The sequence below is a fragment of the Tsuneonella sp. HG249 genome, from assembly GCF_053819205.1.
This window is the reverse complement of record NZ_JBSOQY010000001.1, coordinates 1,760,574-1,774,726: the sequence shown is the minus strand read 5'-3', so window position 1 is coordinate 1,774,726 and position 14,153 is coordinate 1,760,574. Positions and strand designations below refer to the sequence as shown.

At 67.1% G+C, this 14,153-nt stretch carries 14 protein-coding genes; 9 read left to right on the top strand and 5 right to left on the bottom strand.

Translation table 11 applies throughout. The features are described 5' to 3' along the window. Positions 1-13: 13 nt before the first annotated feature. Positions 14-1,660: an electron transfer flavoprotein-ubiquinone oxidoreductase gene (locus ACWPM1_RS08940; protein ID WP_455694488.1), complete on the top strand. Its 1,647-nt coding sequence runs from the start codon at positions 14-16 to the stop codon at positions 1,658-1,660. Between the two features lie 3 nt (positions 1,661-1,663). On the opposite strand, the gene ACWPM1_RS08935 is transcribed toward ACWPM1_RS08940, so the two are convergent. Beyond that, a complete protein-coding gene (locus ACWPM1_RS08935) occupies positions 1,664-2,110 on the bottom strand; it encodes a hypothetical protein (RefSeq protein WP_455694487.1) in 447 nt (148 codons plus the stop codon). A 73-nt stretch (positions 2,111-2,183) separates the two neighbouring features. Here ACWPM1_RS08935 and ACWPM1_RS08930 point away from each other — a divergent pair, with 73 nt between their 5' ends. The 6 genes from ACWPM1_RS08930 (at position 2,184) to ACWPM1_RS08905 (ending at position 8,546) form a co-directional block, all read left to right on the top strand. Further along, entirely contained in the window at positions 2,184-2,999 is an 816-nt protein-coding gene (locus ACWPM1_RS08930; RefSeq protein ID WP_455694486.1) for a 4-(cytidine 5'-diphospho)-2-C-methyl-D-erythritol kinase, read from the top strand. Beyond that, the gene (locus ACWPM1_RS08925; protein WP_455694485.1) at positions 2,996-3,715 is read left to right on the top strand and encodes an N-formylglutamate amidohydrolase; all 720 of its coding nucleotides are present in this window, start codon (positions 2,996-2,998) and stop codon (positions 3,713-3,715) included. The genes ACWPM1_RS08930 and ACWPM1_RS08925 overlap by 4 nt, the downstream gene beginning before the upstream one ends. A 65-nt stretch (positions 3,716-3,780) precedes the next feature. Beyond that, the gene (gene ilvD / locus ACWPM1_RS08920) at positions 3,781-5,625 is read left to right on the top strand and encodes a dihydroxy-acid dehydratase (RefSeq protein WP_455694484.1); all 1,845 of its coding nucleotides are present in this window, start codon (positions 3,781-3,783) and stop codon (positions 5,623-5,625) included. Beyond that, complete coding sequence (locus ACWPM1_RS08915) at positions 5,622-5,975, top strand: hypothetical protein (RefSeq protein ID WP_455694483.1); 354 nt, start codon at positions 5,622-5,624, stop codon at positions 5,973-5,975. The genes ilvD and ACWPM1_RS08915 overlap by 4 nt, the downstream gene beginning before the upstream one ends. Further along, positions 5,962-7,359: an NAD(P)H-hydrate dehydratase gene (locus ACWPM1_RS08910; protein ID WP_455694482.1), complete on the top strand. Its 1,398-nt coding sequence runs from the start codon at positions 5,962-5,964 to the stop codon at positions 7,357-7,359. Before ACWPM1_RS08915 ends, ACWPM1_RS08910 begins: the two co-directional genes overlap by 14 nt. Next, positions 7,356-8,546 (top strand): class I SAM-dependent RNA methyltransferase, encoded by a 1,191-nt coding sequence (locus ACWPM1_RS08905; protein WP_455694481.1) that lies wholly within the window; start codon positions 7,356-7,358, stop codon positions 8,544-8,546. The genes ACWPM1_RS08910 and ACWPM1_RS08905 overlap by 4 nt, the downstream gene beginning before the upstream one ends. Here ACWPM1_RS08905 and ACWPM1_RS08900 read toward each other — a convergent pair. Genes ACWPM1_RS08900 through ACWPM1_RS08885 form a run of 4 tightly spaced genes read right to left on the bottom strand, consistent with a single transcriptional unit; the run spans position 8,543 to position 11,284 of the window. Then, positions 8,543-9,319, bottom strand: a complete 777-nt coding sequence (locus tag ACWPM1_RS08900) for a hydrolase 1, exosortase A system-associated (RefSeq protein WP_455694480.1) — start codon at positions 9,317-9,319, stop codon at positions 8,543-8,545. The genes ACWPM1_RS08905 and ACWPM1_RS08900 overlap by 4 nt on opposite strands. Continuing rightward, a complete protein-coding gene (locus ACWPM1_RS08895; protein ID WP_455694479.1) occupies positions 9,316-10,002 on the bottom strand; it encodes a hypothetical protein in 687 nt (228 codons plus the stop codon). Before ACWPM1_RS08895 ends, ACWPM1_RS08900 begins: the two co-directional genes overlap by 4 nt. Further along, the gene (locus tag ACWPM1_RS08890) at positions 9,999-10,289 is read right to left on the bottom strand and encodes an acyl carrier protein (protein WP_455694478.1); all 291 of its coding nucleotides are present in this window, start codon (positions 10,287-10,289) and stop codon (positions 9,999-10,001) included. The genes ACWPM1_RS08895 and ACWPM1_RS08890 overlap by 4 nt, the downstream gene beginning before the upstream one ends. A gap of 35 nt (positions 10,290-10,324) precedes the next feature. Further along, positions 10,325-11,284, bottom strand: coding sequence for a GNAT family N-acetyltransferase (locus ACWPM1_RS08885; protein ID WP_455694477.1), 960 nt, complete (start codon positions 11,282-11,284; stop codon positions 10,325-10,327). Positions 11,285-11,311: 27 nt separating this feature from the next. Here ACWPM1_RS08885 and ACWPM1_RS08880 point away from each other — a divergent pair, with 27 nt between their 5' ends. Next, positions 11,312-12,826: an acyl-CoA ligase (AMP-forming), exosortase A system-associated gene (locus ACWPM1_RS08880; RefSeq protein ID WP_455694476.1), complete on the top strand. Its 1,515-nt coding sequence runs from the start codon at positions 11,312-11,314 to the stop codon at positions 12,824-12,826. Continuing rightward, positions 12,823-14,052 (top strand): pyridoxal-dependent decarboxylase, exosortase A system-associated, encoded by a 1,230-nt coding sequence (locus ACWPM1_RS08875; protein WP_455694475.1) that lies wholly within the window; start codon positions 12,823-12,825, stop codon positions 14,050-14,052. Before ACWPM1_RS08880 ends, ACWPM1_RS08875 begins: the two co-directional genes overlap by 4 nt. Positions 14,053-14,153: the final 101 nt, after the last annotated feature.

Sequence of the window (14,153 nt, the reverse complement as noted above, 5' to 3'; positions counted from 1 at the left end):
GGGCCAAACACCCATGATTGATCGTGAATCGATGCCGTGCGACGTGGTGATCGTAGGTGGCGGTCCCGCTGGCCTCGCTGCGGCGATCCGCCTCAAGCAGATCAATGCCGAGCTCGAGGTTGTCGTTCTCGAGAAAGGCAGCGAGATCGGCGCGCATATCCTGTCAGGCGCGGTGGTCGATCCCAAGGGCCTCGACGAGCTCCTCCCCGACTGGCGCGAGACCTGCCCCATGGCCGAAGTGCCGGTGACCGACAACTGGCACTGGGTGCTGTCGAAGAAGGGCAAGACCAGCCTGCCGCACATCATGATGCCACCGTTCATGTCGAATGAGGGAAATTATACCGGCAGCCTTGGCAATATGTGCCGCTGGCTTGCCGAGCAGGCCGAAGGCCTCGGCGTGATGGTGTTCCCCGGGTTCCCCGCAAGCGAGGTGATAATCGGCGAAGATGGCGCGGTCGCGGGCGTTATCACCCAGGACATGGGCGTCGCCGCCGACGGCGAACACAAGGGCGACTTCCAGCCGGGGATGGAAATCCACGCCAAGTACACGCTGTTCGCCGAGGGCGCGCGCGGCCACCTGACCAAACGGATGAAAGCGAAGTACGACCTCGAGGCCGATTGCCAGCCGCAGGTCTACGGTCTCGGCATCAAGGAAATCTGGGACATCGCGCCCGACAAGCACGTGCCTGGCCGGGTGATCCACACTCAGGGCTGGCCGCTTTCCGAAAGTGAAAGCTGGGGCGGCGGTTTCCTCTACCACCAGGCCAACGGGCAGATCGCGATCGGCTTCGTCACCGCGCTCGATTACCGCAATCCGTGGGTCAGCCCGTATCACGAGTTCCAGCGGTGGAAGCATCACCCGGCGATCGCCGAGTACCTCGAAGGCGGCAAGCGCGTGGCCTACGGCGCGCGGGCGATCAACGAGGGCGGCTGGCAGAGCGTGCCCAAGCTTGCGTTTCCGGGCGGGGCGCTGATCGGTTGCTCGGCCGGCTTCGTCAATGTGCCGCGCATCAAGGGCAGCCACACCGCGATCAAGAGCGGCATGCTCGCCGCCGAGGCGGTGGCCGCCGCCATCGGGCGCGGAGAGGAAAAAGCCGCGCTGATGGACTATGACGCGGCCGTGCGCGACAGCTGGATCGCCACCGAGCTGAAGCTGGTGCAAAACGCGCAGCCCGCGGTCGCCAAGTTCGGCGGCGACATGGGCACCATCGTGGCCGGGATCGACATGTGGCTGCGCTATTTGAAAATGCCGATCATCCCGGCCTTCAAGCACCATCGCGACAGCGAGATGACCGGCCGCGCCGACCTGTACCCAAAGATTGTCTACCCCAAGCCTGACGGGGTGATCAGCTTCGACCGGTTGACCAACGTCGCCTACAGCTACACCAACCACGCCGAAAACCAGCCGGTCCACCTGGTGGTCAAGGACATGGAGCTGCAAAAGCGCAGCGAGCTTGGCGTCTTCGGAGGCCCCTCGCAGTTCTACTGCCCGGCTGGCGTTTACGAATGGCTGGTCGACGAGGCGACCGGGCAACCACGATACCAGATCAACTCCCAGAACTGCGTCCACTGCAAGACCTGCGACATCAAAGATCCCAACCAGAACATCACCTGGGTCACGCCCGAAGGCGGCGGCGGGCCTAACTATCCGAACATGTGACGGTTAGCCGGGCATCAGCTTGTTGACTTTGCTGACTATGAAGGCGGTCGACCAACCGATCAGGAGGAAGCCGATTAGCGCCTCGAACGCGCCGATGAGCCGCCAATCGGGCGGGAAGTATTCGGCGGTTCGCCCGAGCGTCGCGTAGGCCGATGCTGAGTAGAACAGAGCCTCCTCAACAGTTTCGACGCCGCCCACCCAGAGGTAAAACCATGCGAAGCCGCCGATCTCGATCGTGTGCAGCAACAAGAGCAGGACCCCCATTGCCGACATGGTGAAGATGCTGCGGATGCCGAAGTCGAGCTCCTCGAGGTGCTTCTCGCGCAGGTGCAACATGCGCGAAATTGCCGTGAGTCCGAGCGCGTGGATGAGGGTCATCACGACCATCAGCCCACCGGCAGCCGCGAGCTGCTTGCTCAGGGCGACGGTCTTTTCCGCTTCTTCGATCACAATACCACAAATGTTAGCGGCCGTGCATGTTCCGCCGATGCCCGCTATCCGCGCAGGGGTTTGAGGGCGACCGATGGCTTCGACCGAGACCGCCTATGCCAAGATCAACCTAGCGCTGCATGTGCGGCGCCGGCGCGAGGATGGGTATCACGAGATCGAGACGCTGTTTGCGTTTGTCGATGCAGGGGATGTGCTGAGTGCGCGCCCGGCGGCTCGCGACCAGTTGACGGTCGTTGGTGAGTTTGCCCCACAACTGGCTGATCCGTTTGGTAATATCGTTGCCAAGATGCTCGGCAAACTGCCCCGTGGCGGCGGGTTGGCGATAGCGCTGGAGAAGAACCTCCCCGTGGCCGCAGGTCTTGGCGGAGGTTCTGCCGATGCTGGTGCAGTGTTCCGCATCGTCGAGGCGATACATGGCTTGCCCGAGGATTGGCCCCAGCGGGCGGCTTCGCTCGGCGCGGACGTGCCGGCTTGCGTCGAGAGCAAGATGGCCATCGGGCGGGGGACGGGGACCGAGCTGGAGCCGGTCGAGAACGACCTTACCGGGATGGCGGTGCTCTTGGTCAATCCGCGGGTGCCGCTCGAAACCGGGCCGGTGTTCGCGGGATGGGACGGGGTGGACCGTGGGGCGCTTCCAAGTGGCCCCGCCAGCAAGATCGCGAGCAAGGGGCGCAACGACCTGGAGAAACCGGCAATCGAACTCTGCCCGGTGATTGCCGACGTGCTCGAAGGGCTCAACGATACCGATCCGTGGATGAGCGCGATGTCCGGCTCGGGCGCGACATGCTTCGGGCTCTACAAGACCGAAGCCCAGCGCGACCGGGCGGCGGCGATCTTCGGCGAGCTCAATCCGGAGTGGTGGCAGATGTCTGGGAAGCTGCGTCCATGAGCGGGTGGCAGCCCTGGCGCCACGTCGGCCCTGGACCGCGCAAAGGCGGAATCGTGCTGGTCGCCGATCATGCCTCGAACTTCGTGCCCTGCGATATCGAACTCGGCGTCGACCTCGCACTGCTCCATGAGCATATCGCGATCGATATCGGCGTCGATGGCGTTGCCGAGCGCGCCGGGTTTCCCGCGCATCTCGCCACCGTCAGCCGCCTCGTTTGTGATTTGCACCGCGAAGAGGACAATCCCGCCGTCGTGCCCGAAGCGAGCGACGGGCATATCATCCCAGGCAACCTCGGCGCGGATGTCGAAGCGCGGCTCGCCCGCTTTCACCGCCCGTATCATGCGGCGCTGGAAGCTTGGCTGGCCGCCGCCGAGCCTGCGCTCATCATTTCGATGCACAGCTTCACGCCCGCGCTCCGCAGCGCGCCCGCGCCGCGTCCGTGGGAGGTCGCGCTGCTTTACAATCAGGACGATCGCGCCGCTCGCCACGCTATCAGGTTGTTCGAGGAACGCGGCCTAACTGTCGGTGATAACGAGCCTTATTCTGGCAGGCAGCTCAACGCGACGATGAACCGGCACGCCGAGGCGCACGGCCGGCCATACCTGGCGATCGAGGTGCGGCAGGACCAGATCGAAAGCGAAGCCGGCCAGGCGCGCTGGGCCGCGCTGATCGCCGAGGTCGCCGGGCAAGTGGCAATCAGGCTTGAGGCGGCGTAAGGAAAAGCCGTTGGGGTCGGCGCGGCGCTTGGCCTAGGCCCGCCGCGACAACCAAGGACCTCCCGATGCCAGAACTCCGATCCCGCACATCGACCCACGGCCGCAACATGGCCGGCGCGCGCGGCCTTTGGCGCGCGACGGGGATGAAGGACGGCGATTTCGGCAAGCCGATCGTGGCGGTGGTCAATAGCTTCACCCAATTCGTGCCGGGGCACGTGCACTTGAAGGACTTGGGCCAGCTGGTCGCGCGGCAGATCGAGGCCGCAGGTGGCGTGGCCAAGGAATTCAACACCATTGCGGTCGATGACGGCATCGCGATGGGGCACGACGGAATGCTCTACTCGCTCCCCAGCCGCGAGCTGATCGCCGACAGCGTGGAATACATGGTCAACGCCCATTGCGCCGATGCGATGGTGTGCATCTCCAACTGCGACAAGATCACCCCCGGCATGCTGATGGCGGCGCTGCGAATCAACGTGCCCGCGGTGTTCGTAAGCGGCGGGCCGATGGAGGCGGGCAAGGTGGTGGTGAAGGGCAAGACCGTGGCGCTCGACCTCGTCGATGCGATGGTCGCGGCGGCGGACGAGAAGTACACCGACGAGGAAGTGGCCGAGATCGAGAAGGCCGCTTGCCCGACCTGTGGCTCCTGTAGCGGCATGTTCACGGCCAATTCGATGAACTGCTTGACCGAAGCCCTCGGGCTGTCGCTGCCGGGCAATGGCTCGGTGCTCGCCACCCATGCCGACCGGCAGGGGCTGTTCGAGCGTGCTGGCCGGCTCGTGGTGGCGCTCTGCCACCGCTACTACGGCGAGGGCGACGACAGCGTGCTGCCGCGCAATGTCGCCAGCTTCGAGGCGTTCGAGAACGCGATGAGCCTCGACATCGCCATGGGCGGATCGACCAACACCGTGCTCCATCTGCTCGCCGCCGCGCACGAGGCCGGGGTCGACTTCACCATGCAGGACATCGACCGGCTGAGCCGCGAGGTGCCGTGTCTGTGCAAGGTCGCGCCGGCTAAGAGCGACGTGCACATGGAGGATGTCCACCGCGCCGGCGGGATCATGGCGATCCTCGGCGAGCTCGATCGTGGCGGGCTGCTCCATACCGCGCTGCCGACCGTGCACTCGCCAACGATGGGCGACGCGCTCGCGGACTGGGACGTGCGGCTGACCAACAATCCGAAGGTGCAGGACTTCTACCGCGCCGCCCCGGGCGGGGTGCCGACGCAGACTGCATTCAGCCAAGCCGAGCGCTGGGAGGCGCTGGACACCGACCGGCAGGGCGGGGTCATCCGCAGCCGCGAGCATGCCTTCAGCCAGGATGGCGGGCTCGCCGTGCTGTTCGGGAATCTCGCCAAGGACGGCTGCATCGTAAAGACCGCCGGGGTGGACGAAAGCATCCTGACTTTCGGCGGTCCGGCCAAGGTTTACGAGAGCCAGGACGCCGCCGTTGCCGCGATCCTGACCGACCAGGTCGTCTCCGGCGACGTGGTGGTCATCCGCTACGAGGGGCCGCGCGGCGGCCCCGGTATGCAGGAAATGCTCTACCCCACGAGCTACCTCAAATCGAAGGGCCTCGGCGCGGCTTGTGCGCTGGTGACCGACGGGCGCTTCTCGGGCGGCACCAGCGGTCTCTCGATCGGGCATTGCAGCCCCGAAGCGGCCGAGGGGGGCACGATCGGCCTCGTGCGCGACGGTGACTGGATCGAGATCGATATTCCCAATCGGGCGATCCAGCTTGTCGTTCCCGACGACGAACTCTCCCGCCGCCGCGCTGAGCAGGAGGCAAAGGGCTGGTTTCCCGCCAAGCCGCGCCAGCGCGCTGTCTCGCCTGCGCTGCAGGCTTATGCGGCCATGACGACGAGCGCAGCACGCGGCGCAGTGCGCGACATAAGCCGGCTGCGCCGATGAGGCTGGTTGCGCTGTCGCTGCTCGCGCTCGGGGCCTGCAGCGAGGGGGCTACCCAGGCACAGGCCGGTCCAGAGGCCGCGAGAATCGATTGCGCGCTCGGCGATGGCTCGGCGTTCGGGCCGGACTGCCTCGTGGAGCGGGCGGACGGCGAGCAGGGCACCGAGTTTGTCGTCCGCCACCCTGACGGCGGTTTCCGCCGTTTCCGCATTGCCGACGATCGCAGCGGCATGGTCGCCATCGACGGTGCGGACGTGGCGCTCAACCAGTTGGTCGGCGAGCCGCCAGTGCTGCAGGTCACCGTCGGCGCGGACCGCTATCGGTTTCCGGCGGATCTCGATGCAGGGCAATGACCAGGTGCTCACCGGCGCGCAGATGCGCGAGGCGGAAGCACGGCTGATTGCCGATGGCGTCTCGGTCGACGAACTGATGCAGCGCGCCGGACGTGGCGCGGCGGATTGGGTGTGGCGCATGGCGGCCGGACGGCCGGTAACGGTGCTGTGCGGTCCGGGGAACAACGGCGGCGACGGCTACGTGATTGCACAGGCACTGGCTAAACGCGGGCTGTTCGTCAGCGTGGTTGCTCCGGTTGAGCCGAAGACCGAGGCCGCGCGCAAGGCGCGGTCGGCGTGGATAGGGAATACGACCACCTCCCCCCCGACCGGCCATGGCGGAGTGTTCGTCGATTGCCTGTTCGGCTCCGGCCTCACCCGCCCCCTGGCGGCGGAGCACGATGCGATGCTGGCTGACCTCGCGGCGCGCCATGCCTTCAGCGTGGCGGTCGACCTGCCGAGCGGGGTGGCGACCGACGATGGCGCGCTGCTGGGAGGCGTCCCTCGCTTCGATCTGACGCTGGCGCTGGGGGCGTGGAAGCCGGCGCATTTCCTTTTGCCCGCACTCGAGCGCCTGGGAGCGACGCGGCTGGTCGACATCGGCATCTCGCCTGCCGAGGTGGGCGCGCGGGTGGCTCACGCCCCGGCGCTGACGGCGCCGGTGCGAGACGCGCACAAGTACAGCAGAGGGCTGGTGGGCGTGGTGGGCGGGGCGATGCCAGGCGCATCGGTGCTATCTGCCACCACAGCAATGCGGGCCGGGGCGGGTTACGTGAAGCTCCTGGCGAGCGCACCACCGGCGTGTGCGCCGGCTGCGCTCGTCGTCGATTTGGAGCCGTTGGAAAAAGCCCTTGCGGATCGGCGCTGGTCATCGCTCCTCGTTGGGCCTGGCCTCGGACGCGACGATTGCGCGCGCGATCGACTCGACGCCGTGCTCGAGGCGCGGCTGCCGACGGTGCTCGATGCCGACGCGCTGCATCTGCTCGATTGGGACTTGCTCGAAGGGGTGGACGCCCAGCACCTTCTGGCCACACCGCACGATGGAGAGCTTGCGACCATGTGCGCCGCCTTCGGCGTAGATGCGCGCGACAAGCTCACCAGCGCCCGCGGGCTCGCCGAAATCACGGGGGTGACGGTCCTTGCGAAGGGTCCCGACACTGTTCTGGCGGCCCCTGATGGGCAAACGGCCTTTTTTCCGTCGGGACCCAGTTGGCTCGCAACGGCCGGTACGGGCGACGTTCTGGCGGGGCTCGCCGCCAGTCGGCTGGGGACCGGCCTGACTCCTTTCGAGGCGGCCAGCGAGGCGGTTTGGCTGCACGCCGAGGCCGCTAGGGCCGCCGGCCCCGCTTTTGCTGCCGACGACCTTGTGTCAAATATCCCAGCAGCATACGCGCGTTTCCTGTGACGCCATCTGAGGGAATCGTTCGCGTCGCCGCAAAGGGTGACGGGGTCACGGCGAGCGGCCGGCACGTGGCATTGTCCGCCCCCGGCGACATCATTGAGGCGGACGGGACCCTGATCCCGGGACCTCACCACGCGACTCCGCCTTGCCGGCACTTTCCGCGCTGCGGCGGTTGCCAGCTCCAGCACCTCGACGAGGCCGCGCTGGCCACCTTCGTGACCGACCGCGTGGTCCTCGCCGCGGCCGGGCAGGGCCTCGAGCCCGAGCGGCTCGTCGCCGCTCACCTGTCGCCCCCGCGCAGCCGCCGCCGCGCGACCTTACATGCGAGCGGCGAGGGCAAGCGGGCGACGATCGGCTTCCGGGAAGCGGGTTCGCACCGGATCGTCGACATGCGCGAATGCCACGTGCTGCGGCCAGAGCTGTTCGCGCTGGTCGAGCCGTTGCGCAAGTTGCTGGGGATGCAGCGGGGCCGCTGGGCGAGCGAGGTGGAACTCACCCTGTCGGACCAGGGTGTCGCATGCGGGATCGGCAATCTTGCCATGGACGGACTGGCTGCGACCGAGGCAGTGCTCGCCTTCGCGCAAGCCAACCAGCTGGCGAGGCTGACGGTCGATTACGGATATGGTGCGGAAACGATCTGGGAGCCTGAGCCAGTCACCGTAACGCTTGGCGCGGTGCCCGTGGCGCTTCCGCCTGGCGCCTTTCTCCAAGCGACCACGGACGGGGAGGCCGCGCTCATATTCGCGGCTCGCGAGTGGCTTGCCGACGCCGCGACCGTCGCGGACCTATTCGCAGGATTGGGCACGTTCGCCTTCGCTCTAGAAGCGCGCGCCGCCGCATTCGAGGCTGCGCGGGACGCTCATCTGGCAAGCAGTGCAGCGGCGGGCCGGGTAGGGGCCAGGGTAAAGGCGCACCATCGAGACTTGTTCCGCAACCCGCTGCAGGCCGACGAACTCGCGGGCTTCGACGCAATACTGCTCGATCCCCCCCGGGCGGGCGCGCGCGAGCAGGTCCAGCAGATCGCCCGTAGCAGCGTTCAGCGGGTGGTTTATATCAGCTGCAATCCGGCCAGTTGGGCGAAGGACGGACGCGTGCTCGCCGACGCCGGATTTCGCCTGGTGGAGCTGCGGCCGGTCGGCCAGTTCCGCTGGTCCACCCACGTCGAGCTCGGCAGTCTGTTCCTGCGCTAGCGGGCGCCGAGCATGTCGAGCAGCTGAAGATCGAGGAATTCTCGGGCATGGGCTTCTACCCAGGCATGGCTGGCCCGCTCGCAGCGGCGCACCCGGTCGTCGTCGGCATCCCAGCGTTCCGCAAAAACCTGCGCCGTACGGTCTTCCCCGGCTAGCAATATGCGGACCGGTCCCTCGAACGATGCTATTCCTGCCCGCATCTGCGCCGCGAGCGCGGTTGGGGCGACGGCCGGCCGCGCTGCGCGAGCGAGACCCCTGACGAGCTTGCGAATGTTCACCCCGCCGGTCGCAAGGCGGAGAAGCTCGCGCGGGTCTTTGAGCTTTTCCGCATAGCGCGCTCGAACCGCAGCGGGCGGCGGCGCTCTGTCGTCGTCTTCGATAGTCCACGGATTGGAGAGCACCAGCGCGTCGCAGCCCGCGCCTTGGCCGAGCATCAGCGCGCTTGCTGCGTCGCAGTTTCCTAAACCTACCACCCGGTCCACGTTCGGCGCGATCGCCCTGAAGGCCGATAGCGCCGCCTCGATGTCGGCCCCGCTCTTGCGAAACCCTTTGTTTTCACCCCCGCTATCACCGACCCCGCGCCGGTCAAAGCGGAACACGGGGTGTCCGGCGGCCGCGATCCGGCTCGCCAGCGCAGCCTGGCCCGAGAACGCGCCGCTGCGAAGCTCATTGCCGCCGCTCACCAGCAACAGGCCGCTGGCGCCGGGGGCCGTATCGAGCGTGCCGGCAAGGGTGGTCCCTTCGCAAGCGAACGTCAGGTGCAGGCGGCTCATTCGCCCGCCATCCCGAAGGCGAGCATTGCCGCGATCGCGTCGGCCTGATGGGGATCTTCGTCGGGCTCCGCGCGCAGCCACAAAGCCGGGCCGCCCACATCGGACTGGCCGATTTCGGTGAGGCCCGCTGAGGGCTCGGCGCGCTCGAGTGCCGCGAACAACGCCGGGCCGAGCTGCCAGCCTGCGAGTTCTATGCCGTGCTCGCGCCCCAGGCTCTGCAGCTCATCGCTACGCTCTGTGCGGCCGGCTTCCCGCGAAGACAGGCTCCGCGCCCGCAGCATGGCCCGCAGGACCTGCTTCCCCCCGATGGCTGCGTACTGCCATCCCGGCACCCCCTCTGGAGCGAGCAGCGCGCCAGCACGCCATGTGAGCACGTGGGTGATCCGAAAATGAGATGCGGCTGCCGCCCCTGCACGCCGCCAACCGTCGAGGGTCTGTTCAGCGAGAGGCGCTTCGCTCTCGTTGGTCCCTGGCAGATCCGGCAGCACGCTGTCGATGCCGGAAAGATCGAGCCGTCGCATGATTTCGACCGTCTGCCGGCGCAGCTTGTTCGCTTCGTCGAACCAGGCGGGCAGCACCAGTAGTCGCCGGTCGCGGTTCCGATCGAATGCGAGCGCCATCTCCTCGCGCGTGCCGCCGCCGGGGGCGGGGCACGGCCAATCGGTGAATTCGAACGGGTTCACGCGGTAGCGGCTTTGCCCTCGGCGAAGGCCAGCAGGCCGCCGTAGGTTTCGAGCATCTCGCCATCGACGTCGTCGTCGTCGATCACAATATCGAGGCGGTCCTCCATCTCGGTCAGCAGGCCGGCGACCGCCATGGAATCGAGCTCCGGTAGGTGCCCGAACAGACCGGTGTCGTTATCGAACGCGGCCACCCTGTCGGCGTCGAGGCCGAGCACGTCCGACAGGATCGCGCGCAGCTTGGCGTCGATCGCGGCGCGACTGGGCGCGAGATGGTGGTCGTCAGTCATTCGGGATGAGTCCCCTAACGCGAGCGCGAGGGCCCCTAGCGACCGCTTCGACGCGGCGCAAGCGCACGCGCCGCGCGCTTCACGAGCGAGGGCCACGCTTTGGGCTGTCGTGGGTCGAGGCAGTCGATGCGGTAACGCGGACGGTCGAGCTCCATCCAGTCGCGCTTGTAGGGATCGTTACCGGTCCCGAAATCGACGAGTTCGACTCGGTCGACGTCGATCACGCGCTCGAACAGGGCGGCGCTCAGTGTCGTCCCGGCCGAGAGGGGCTTGGCGATCTCGCGGTGAGCCAGCTTGTGGATGTAAGCGGTTCCGCTCTCCACGGTCCAGAACTGGGCAGCGACGGCCTCGCCATCTGCCCTGGCGATACCGAGCCGAAGGCGGCCGGCCGCCCCCTCGGCCTCGGCGAACGCGCGCAGAAAGGCGGAATCGCCTTCACGCGGCTTCCAGCTTTCCCGGTAGACCGCCTCGTACTCTGCCCAGGCGGCGGGATCGAAGTGGTCCAGAACGGTTACCGCGACTCTCTTGGCCTTGCGCTTGTGGGTCGTCCGCATGGGGCCCGGTCGGCTTTGCCAGTATTCGACGAAGGATCGGCCCGAGACGGGGAGAACATGGTTGTGGTCGCACAAGTCGATGGCCACCAGCCAACCCGCCGCGCGGAAGGCCGTTGACAGGGCATCGGCGGAACCGTCTTCACCAGGAACGAGCCGGAGCGTCACCCGATGGGTGCGTTCGCGCAAGCCTGCCGCCAGAGCCGGCAGCAAGCGCGAATCGCCCAATGGCCGCCAGACGAAGCTGTACCAGTTGCACAAGGATTCGAGGTGGCCGCTCGCTTCAGACAGGACCAATGCCGTGCTCGCTGTCCCGTCCGAGGCGAGCGCCACCAGCGGATCGCCGAGCCCGGCGAACCATTCGGGCCGGTCGAACGGCCCGGGCAGTGCCGCATCGATGGCTTGCAAGACGTTAACGGTGTGGTGATAGCTGACCGCGACCAATGCTCGCTTCCGCCCCTCGGAGTAACCATGAACCTCGCGCCTGATCCCCGGCCCCGGCCGCTCGATCACCTCGTCGAGCGGGGTGACGGCGCTTCGCCGGCGCTGGTCCTGCGCGGGCGCACCCTTAACCACGAGGACTTAAGAAGCCGTGTCGGCCGCCTTGCCGCTTGGCTGAAGGAGCAAGTGGCGGAAGGCGACCGGGTGGCAAGCTGGGCGGCCAAAGGAGAGGCGACCTGTCTTCTTCCCGTGGCCTGTGCCCGCGCCGGTGTCGTCCATGTGCCGATCAACCCGCTGCTCAAGCGGATGCAGGTAGCCCATATCCTGAGCGACAGTGGGGCGGTTCTGCTGGTCGGGAGCAAGTCTCGTCTGGGGAGCTTGGAACCCGGCGATGTGCCTTCCGGTTGCGGCACGATAGCGGAAGAGGACTTGTGGGAACCGGTTTCGGCGTGTGCGCCGCTGGATCCGTCCAATTGGCAGCCCGACAAGTTGGCGGCTGTCCTCTACACCAGCGGCTCGACGGGCAAGCCCAAGGGCGTGATGCTGAGCCACGCCAATATGTGGCTGGGCGCAGTGAGCGTAGCGCATTACCTCGATATGGCCGCAGACGACGTGACGCTGGCGGTGCTGCCACTGAGCTTCGACTATGGCCAGAACCAGCTTTTCAGCACCTGGTACACCGGCGGTTGCGTGGTCCCGCTCGACTACCTCTTCCCCCGAGACGTGGCAAAAGCCTGCGTGCGGCACGGCGTTACCACGCTGGCGGCGGTTCCTCCGCTTTGGGTTCAGCTCACAGAGATCGAATGGCCGGCGGAAGCGACCGCGGCGATGCGCCGCCTGACCAACAGCGGCGGCGCGCTCACCGAGCCCCTGGTGCGGGCATTGCGGCGGATTTTTCCCGATGCCCGGCTGTTTCCGATGTACGGCCTTACCGAGGCCTTCCGGTCAACCTATCTCGACCCGGACCTGGTCGACACACATCCCACATCGATGGGACAGGCGATCCCCTTCGCGGAAATTCTCGTCGTCGGCGACGACGGAGAGGTCGCCGCCGATGACGCCGAGGGAGAGCTGGTCCACTGCGGACCGCTCGTGGCGCAAGGCTATTGGCAAGATCCCCAGCGTACCGCGGAGCGCTTCAGACTGGCGCCGCGCGGCTCGGTCTACGGCGGGATGGCGGTCTGGTCCGGCGACCGAGTGCGACGCGGGACCGACAGCTTGCTCTATTTCGTCGGCCGGCGCGACGCGATGATCAAGAGCGCCGGCAATCGCATCAGCCCGCAAGAAGTCGAGGACGCCGCGGTCGCGACCGGGCTGGTGGCCGAGGCGGTGGCTGTGGGTGTGCCGGACGAGCGGCTTGGGCAGGCGGTGTGCCTCGCCGTTCGGCCCGTGGGCGCGTTCGACGAAGCGACGATGCGCAAGGCGCTGGCCGCGGTGCTGCCCAATTTCATGCAGCCGCGGATTGTCCGTCCCTACGCGGAGATGCCGCGCAACCCTAACGGCAAGCTCGATCGTAACGTGCTGGCGCTGGAGCTGGCGTCATGAAGCCGCTGGGGCCGATCCCGCTCGGCTACGGGGCTCTCCATGGTCAACTGGCGATCGGCGGAAAGACCGCGCGGCAATTGGTCGCGGAAGCGGGCGGCACGCCGCTGTTCGTTTACTCCCGCGCTCATCTCGACGCACGGATGGCCGAGCTTCGCGCGGCGATGCCGGTGCGAATCGCCATCCACTATGCTGTGAAGGCCAACTCGTGGCGGCCGGTGCTCGAGCATATGGCGGGCTTGGCCGACGGGTTCGATATCGCCTCCGGCGGCGAGCTCGAGCTGGTGCGCGACGCGGGCATCGATCCGGCGCTCGTAAGCTTTGCCGGCCCCGGCAAGCGGGATTGGGAGCTGGAGGCAGCGATCGGCGCTGGCGCCACGCTCAATTGCGAAAGCGAGAACGAGGCCCGCCGCGCGCTGGCGATCGCCAACCGGCTGGGGCGGACGCCGCGCCTCGCGATTCGCGTCAACCCGACTTTCGAGCTGCGTGGCAGCGGCATGAAGATGGGCGGCGGCGCCAAGCCGTTCGGAATCGACGCGGAACGCGTGCCCACGCTCGCCCGCGAATTGATCGACGCAGGGGTTGATTGGTGCGGGCTGCACATTTTCGCCGGCAGCCAGGCGCTCGACGCTGAAGCCATCGCCGAAGCGCAAGGCAATGTTCTCGATCTTGCCGACCACCTCGCGCGCGCGATCGACCGGGGTCCGTTGCCCAAGCTCAACATGGGCGGCGGGCTCGGAACCCCATATTTCGCGGGCGACACGCCGGTCGATCTGTCTCTGGTCGGCGCGCGGCTAGCCGAGCGTTGCTCGGCGCTGCCCGGCAGCCTCGCCGACACGCACTTTTGCCTCGAGCTGGGCCGCTATCTCGTCGGTGAGGCCGGAGTGTACTTGTGCGAAATCGTCGACAAGAAGGTCAGTCACGGGGAGACATACTTGGTCACCGACGGGGGCCTCCATCATCAACTAGCGGCCTCGGGCAATTTCGGCACCGTCGTCCGGCGGAACTATCCGGTAGCGATCGCTACTCGCTTCGACGCGCCGGCTAACGAGGAAGCGAACGTCGTCGGTTGCCTCTGCACGCCGCTGGACAGGCTGGCCGACAAGGCGATCCTGCCCGGGGCCGAGGTGGGGGATCTTGTCGCGGTATTCTGCGCCGGCGCCTACGGAGCGAGCGCGTCGCCTGCCAATTTCCTCGGCCAGGGGCCGGCGCGCGAGATGCTCGTTTAACCTTTCGCCGGGCGTTGTCCCGTTGTGGGACCGGGCCTCGCAAGGCCCTTCAAGCCTAACAGTATGTTCACCAATTTCCGCGAGATAGCGGCCTAGTTTAC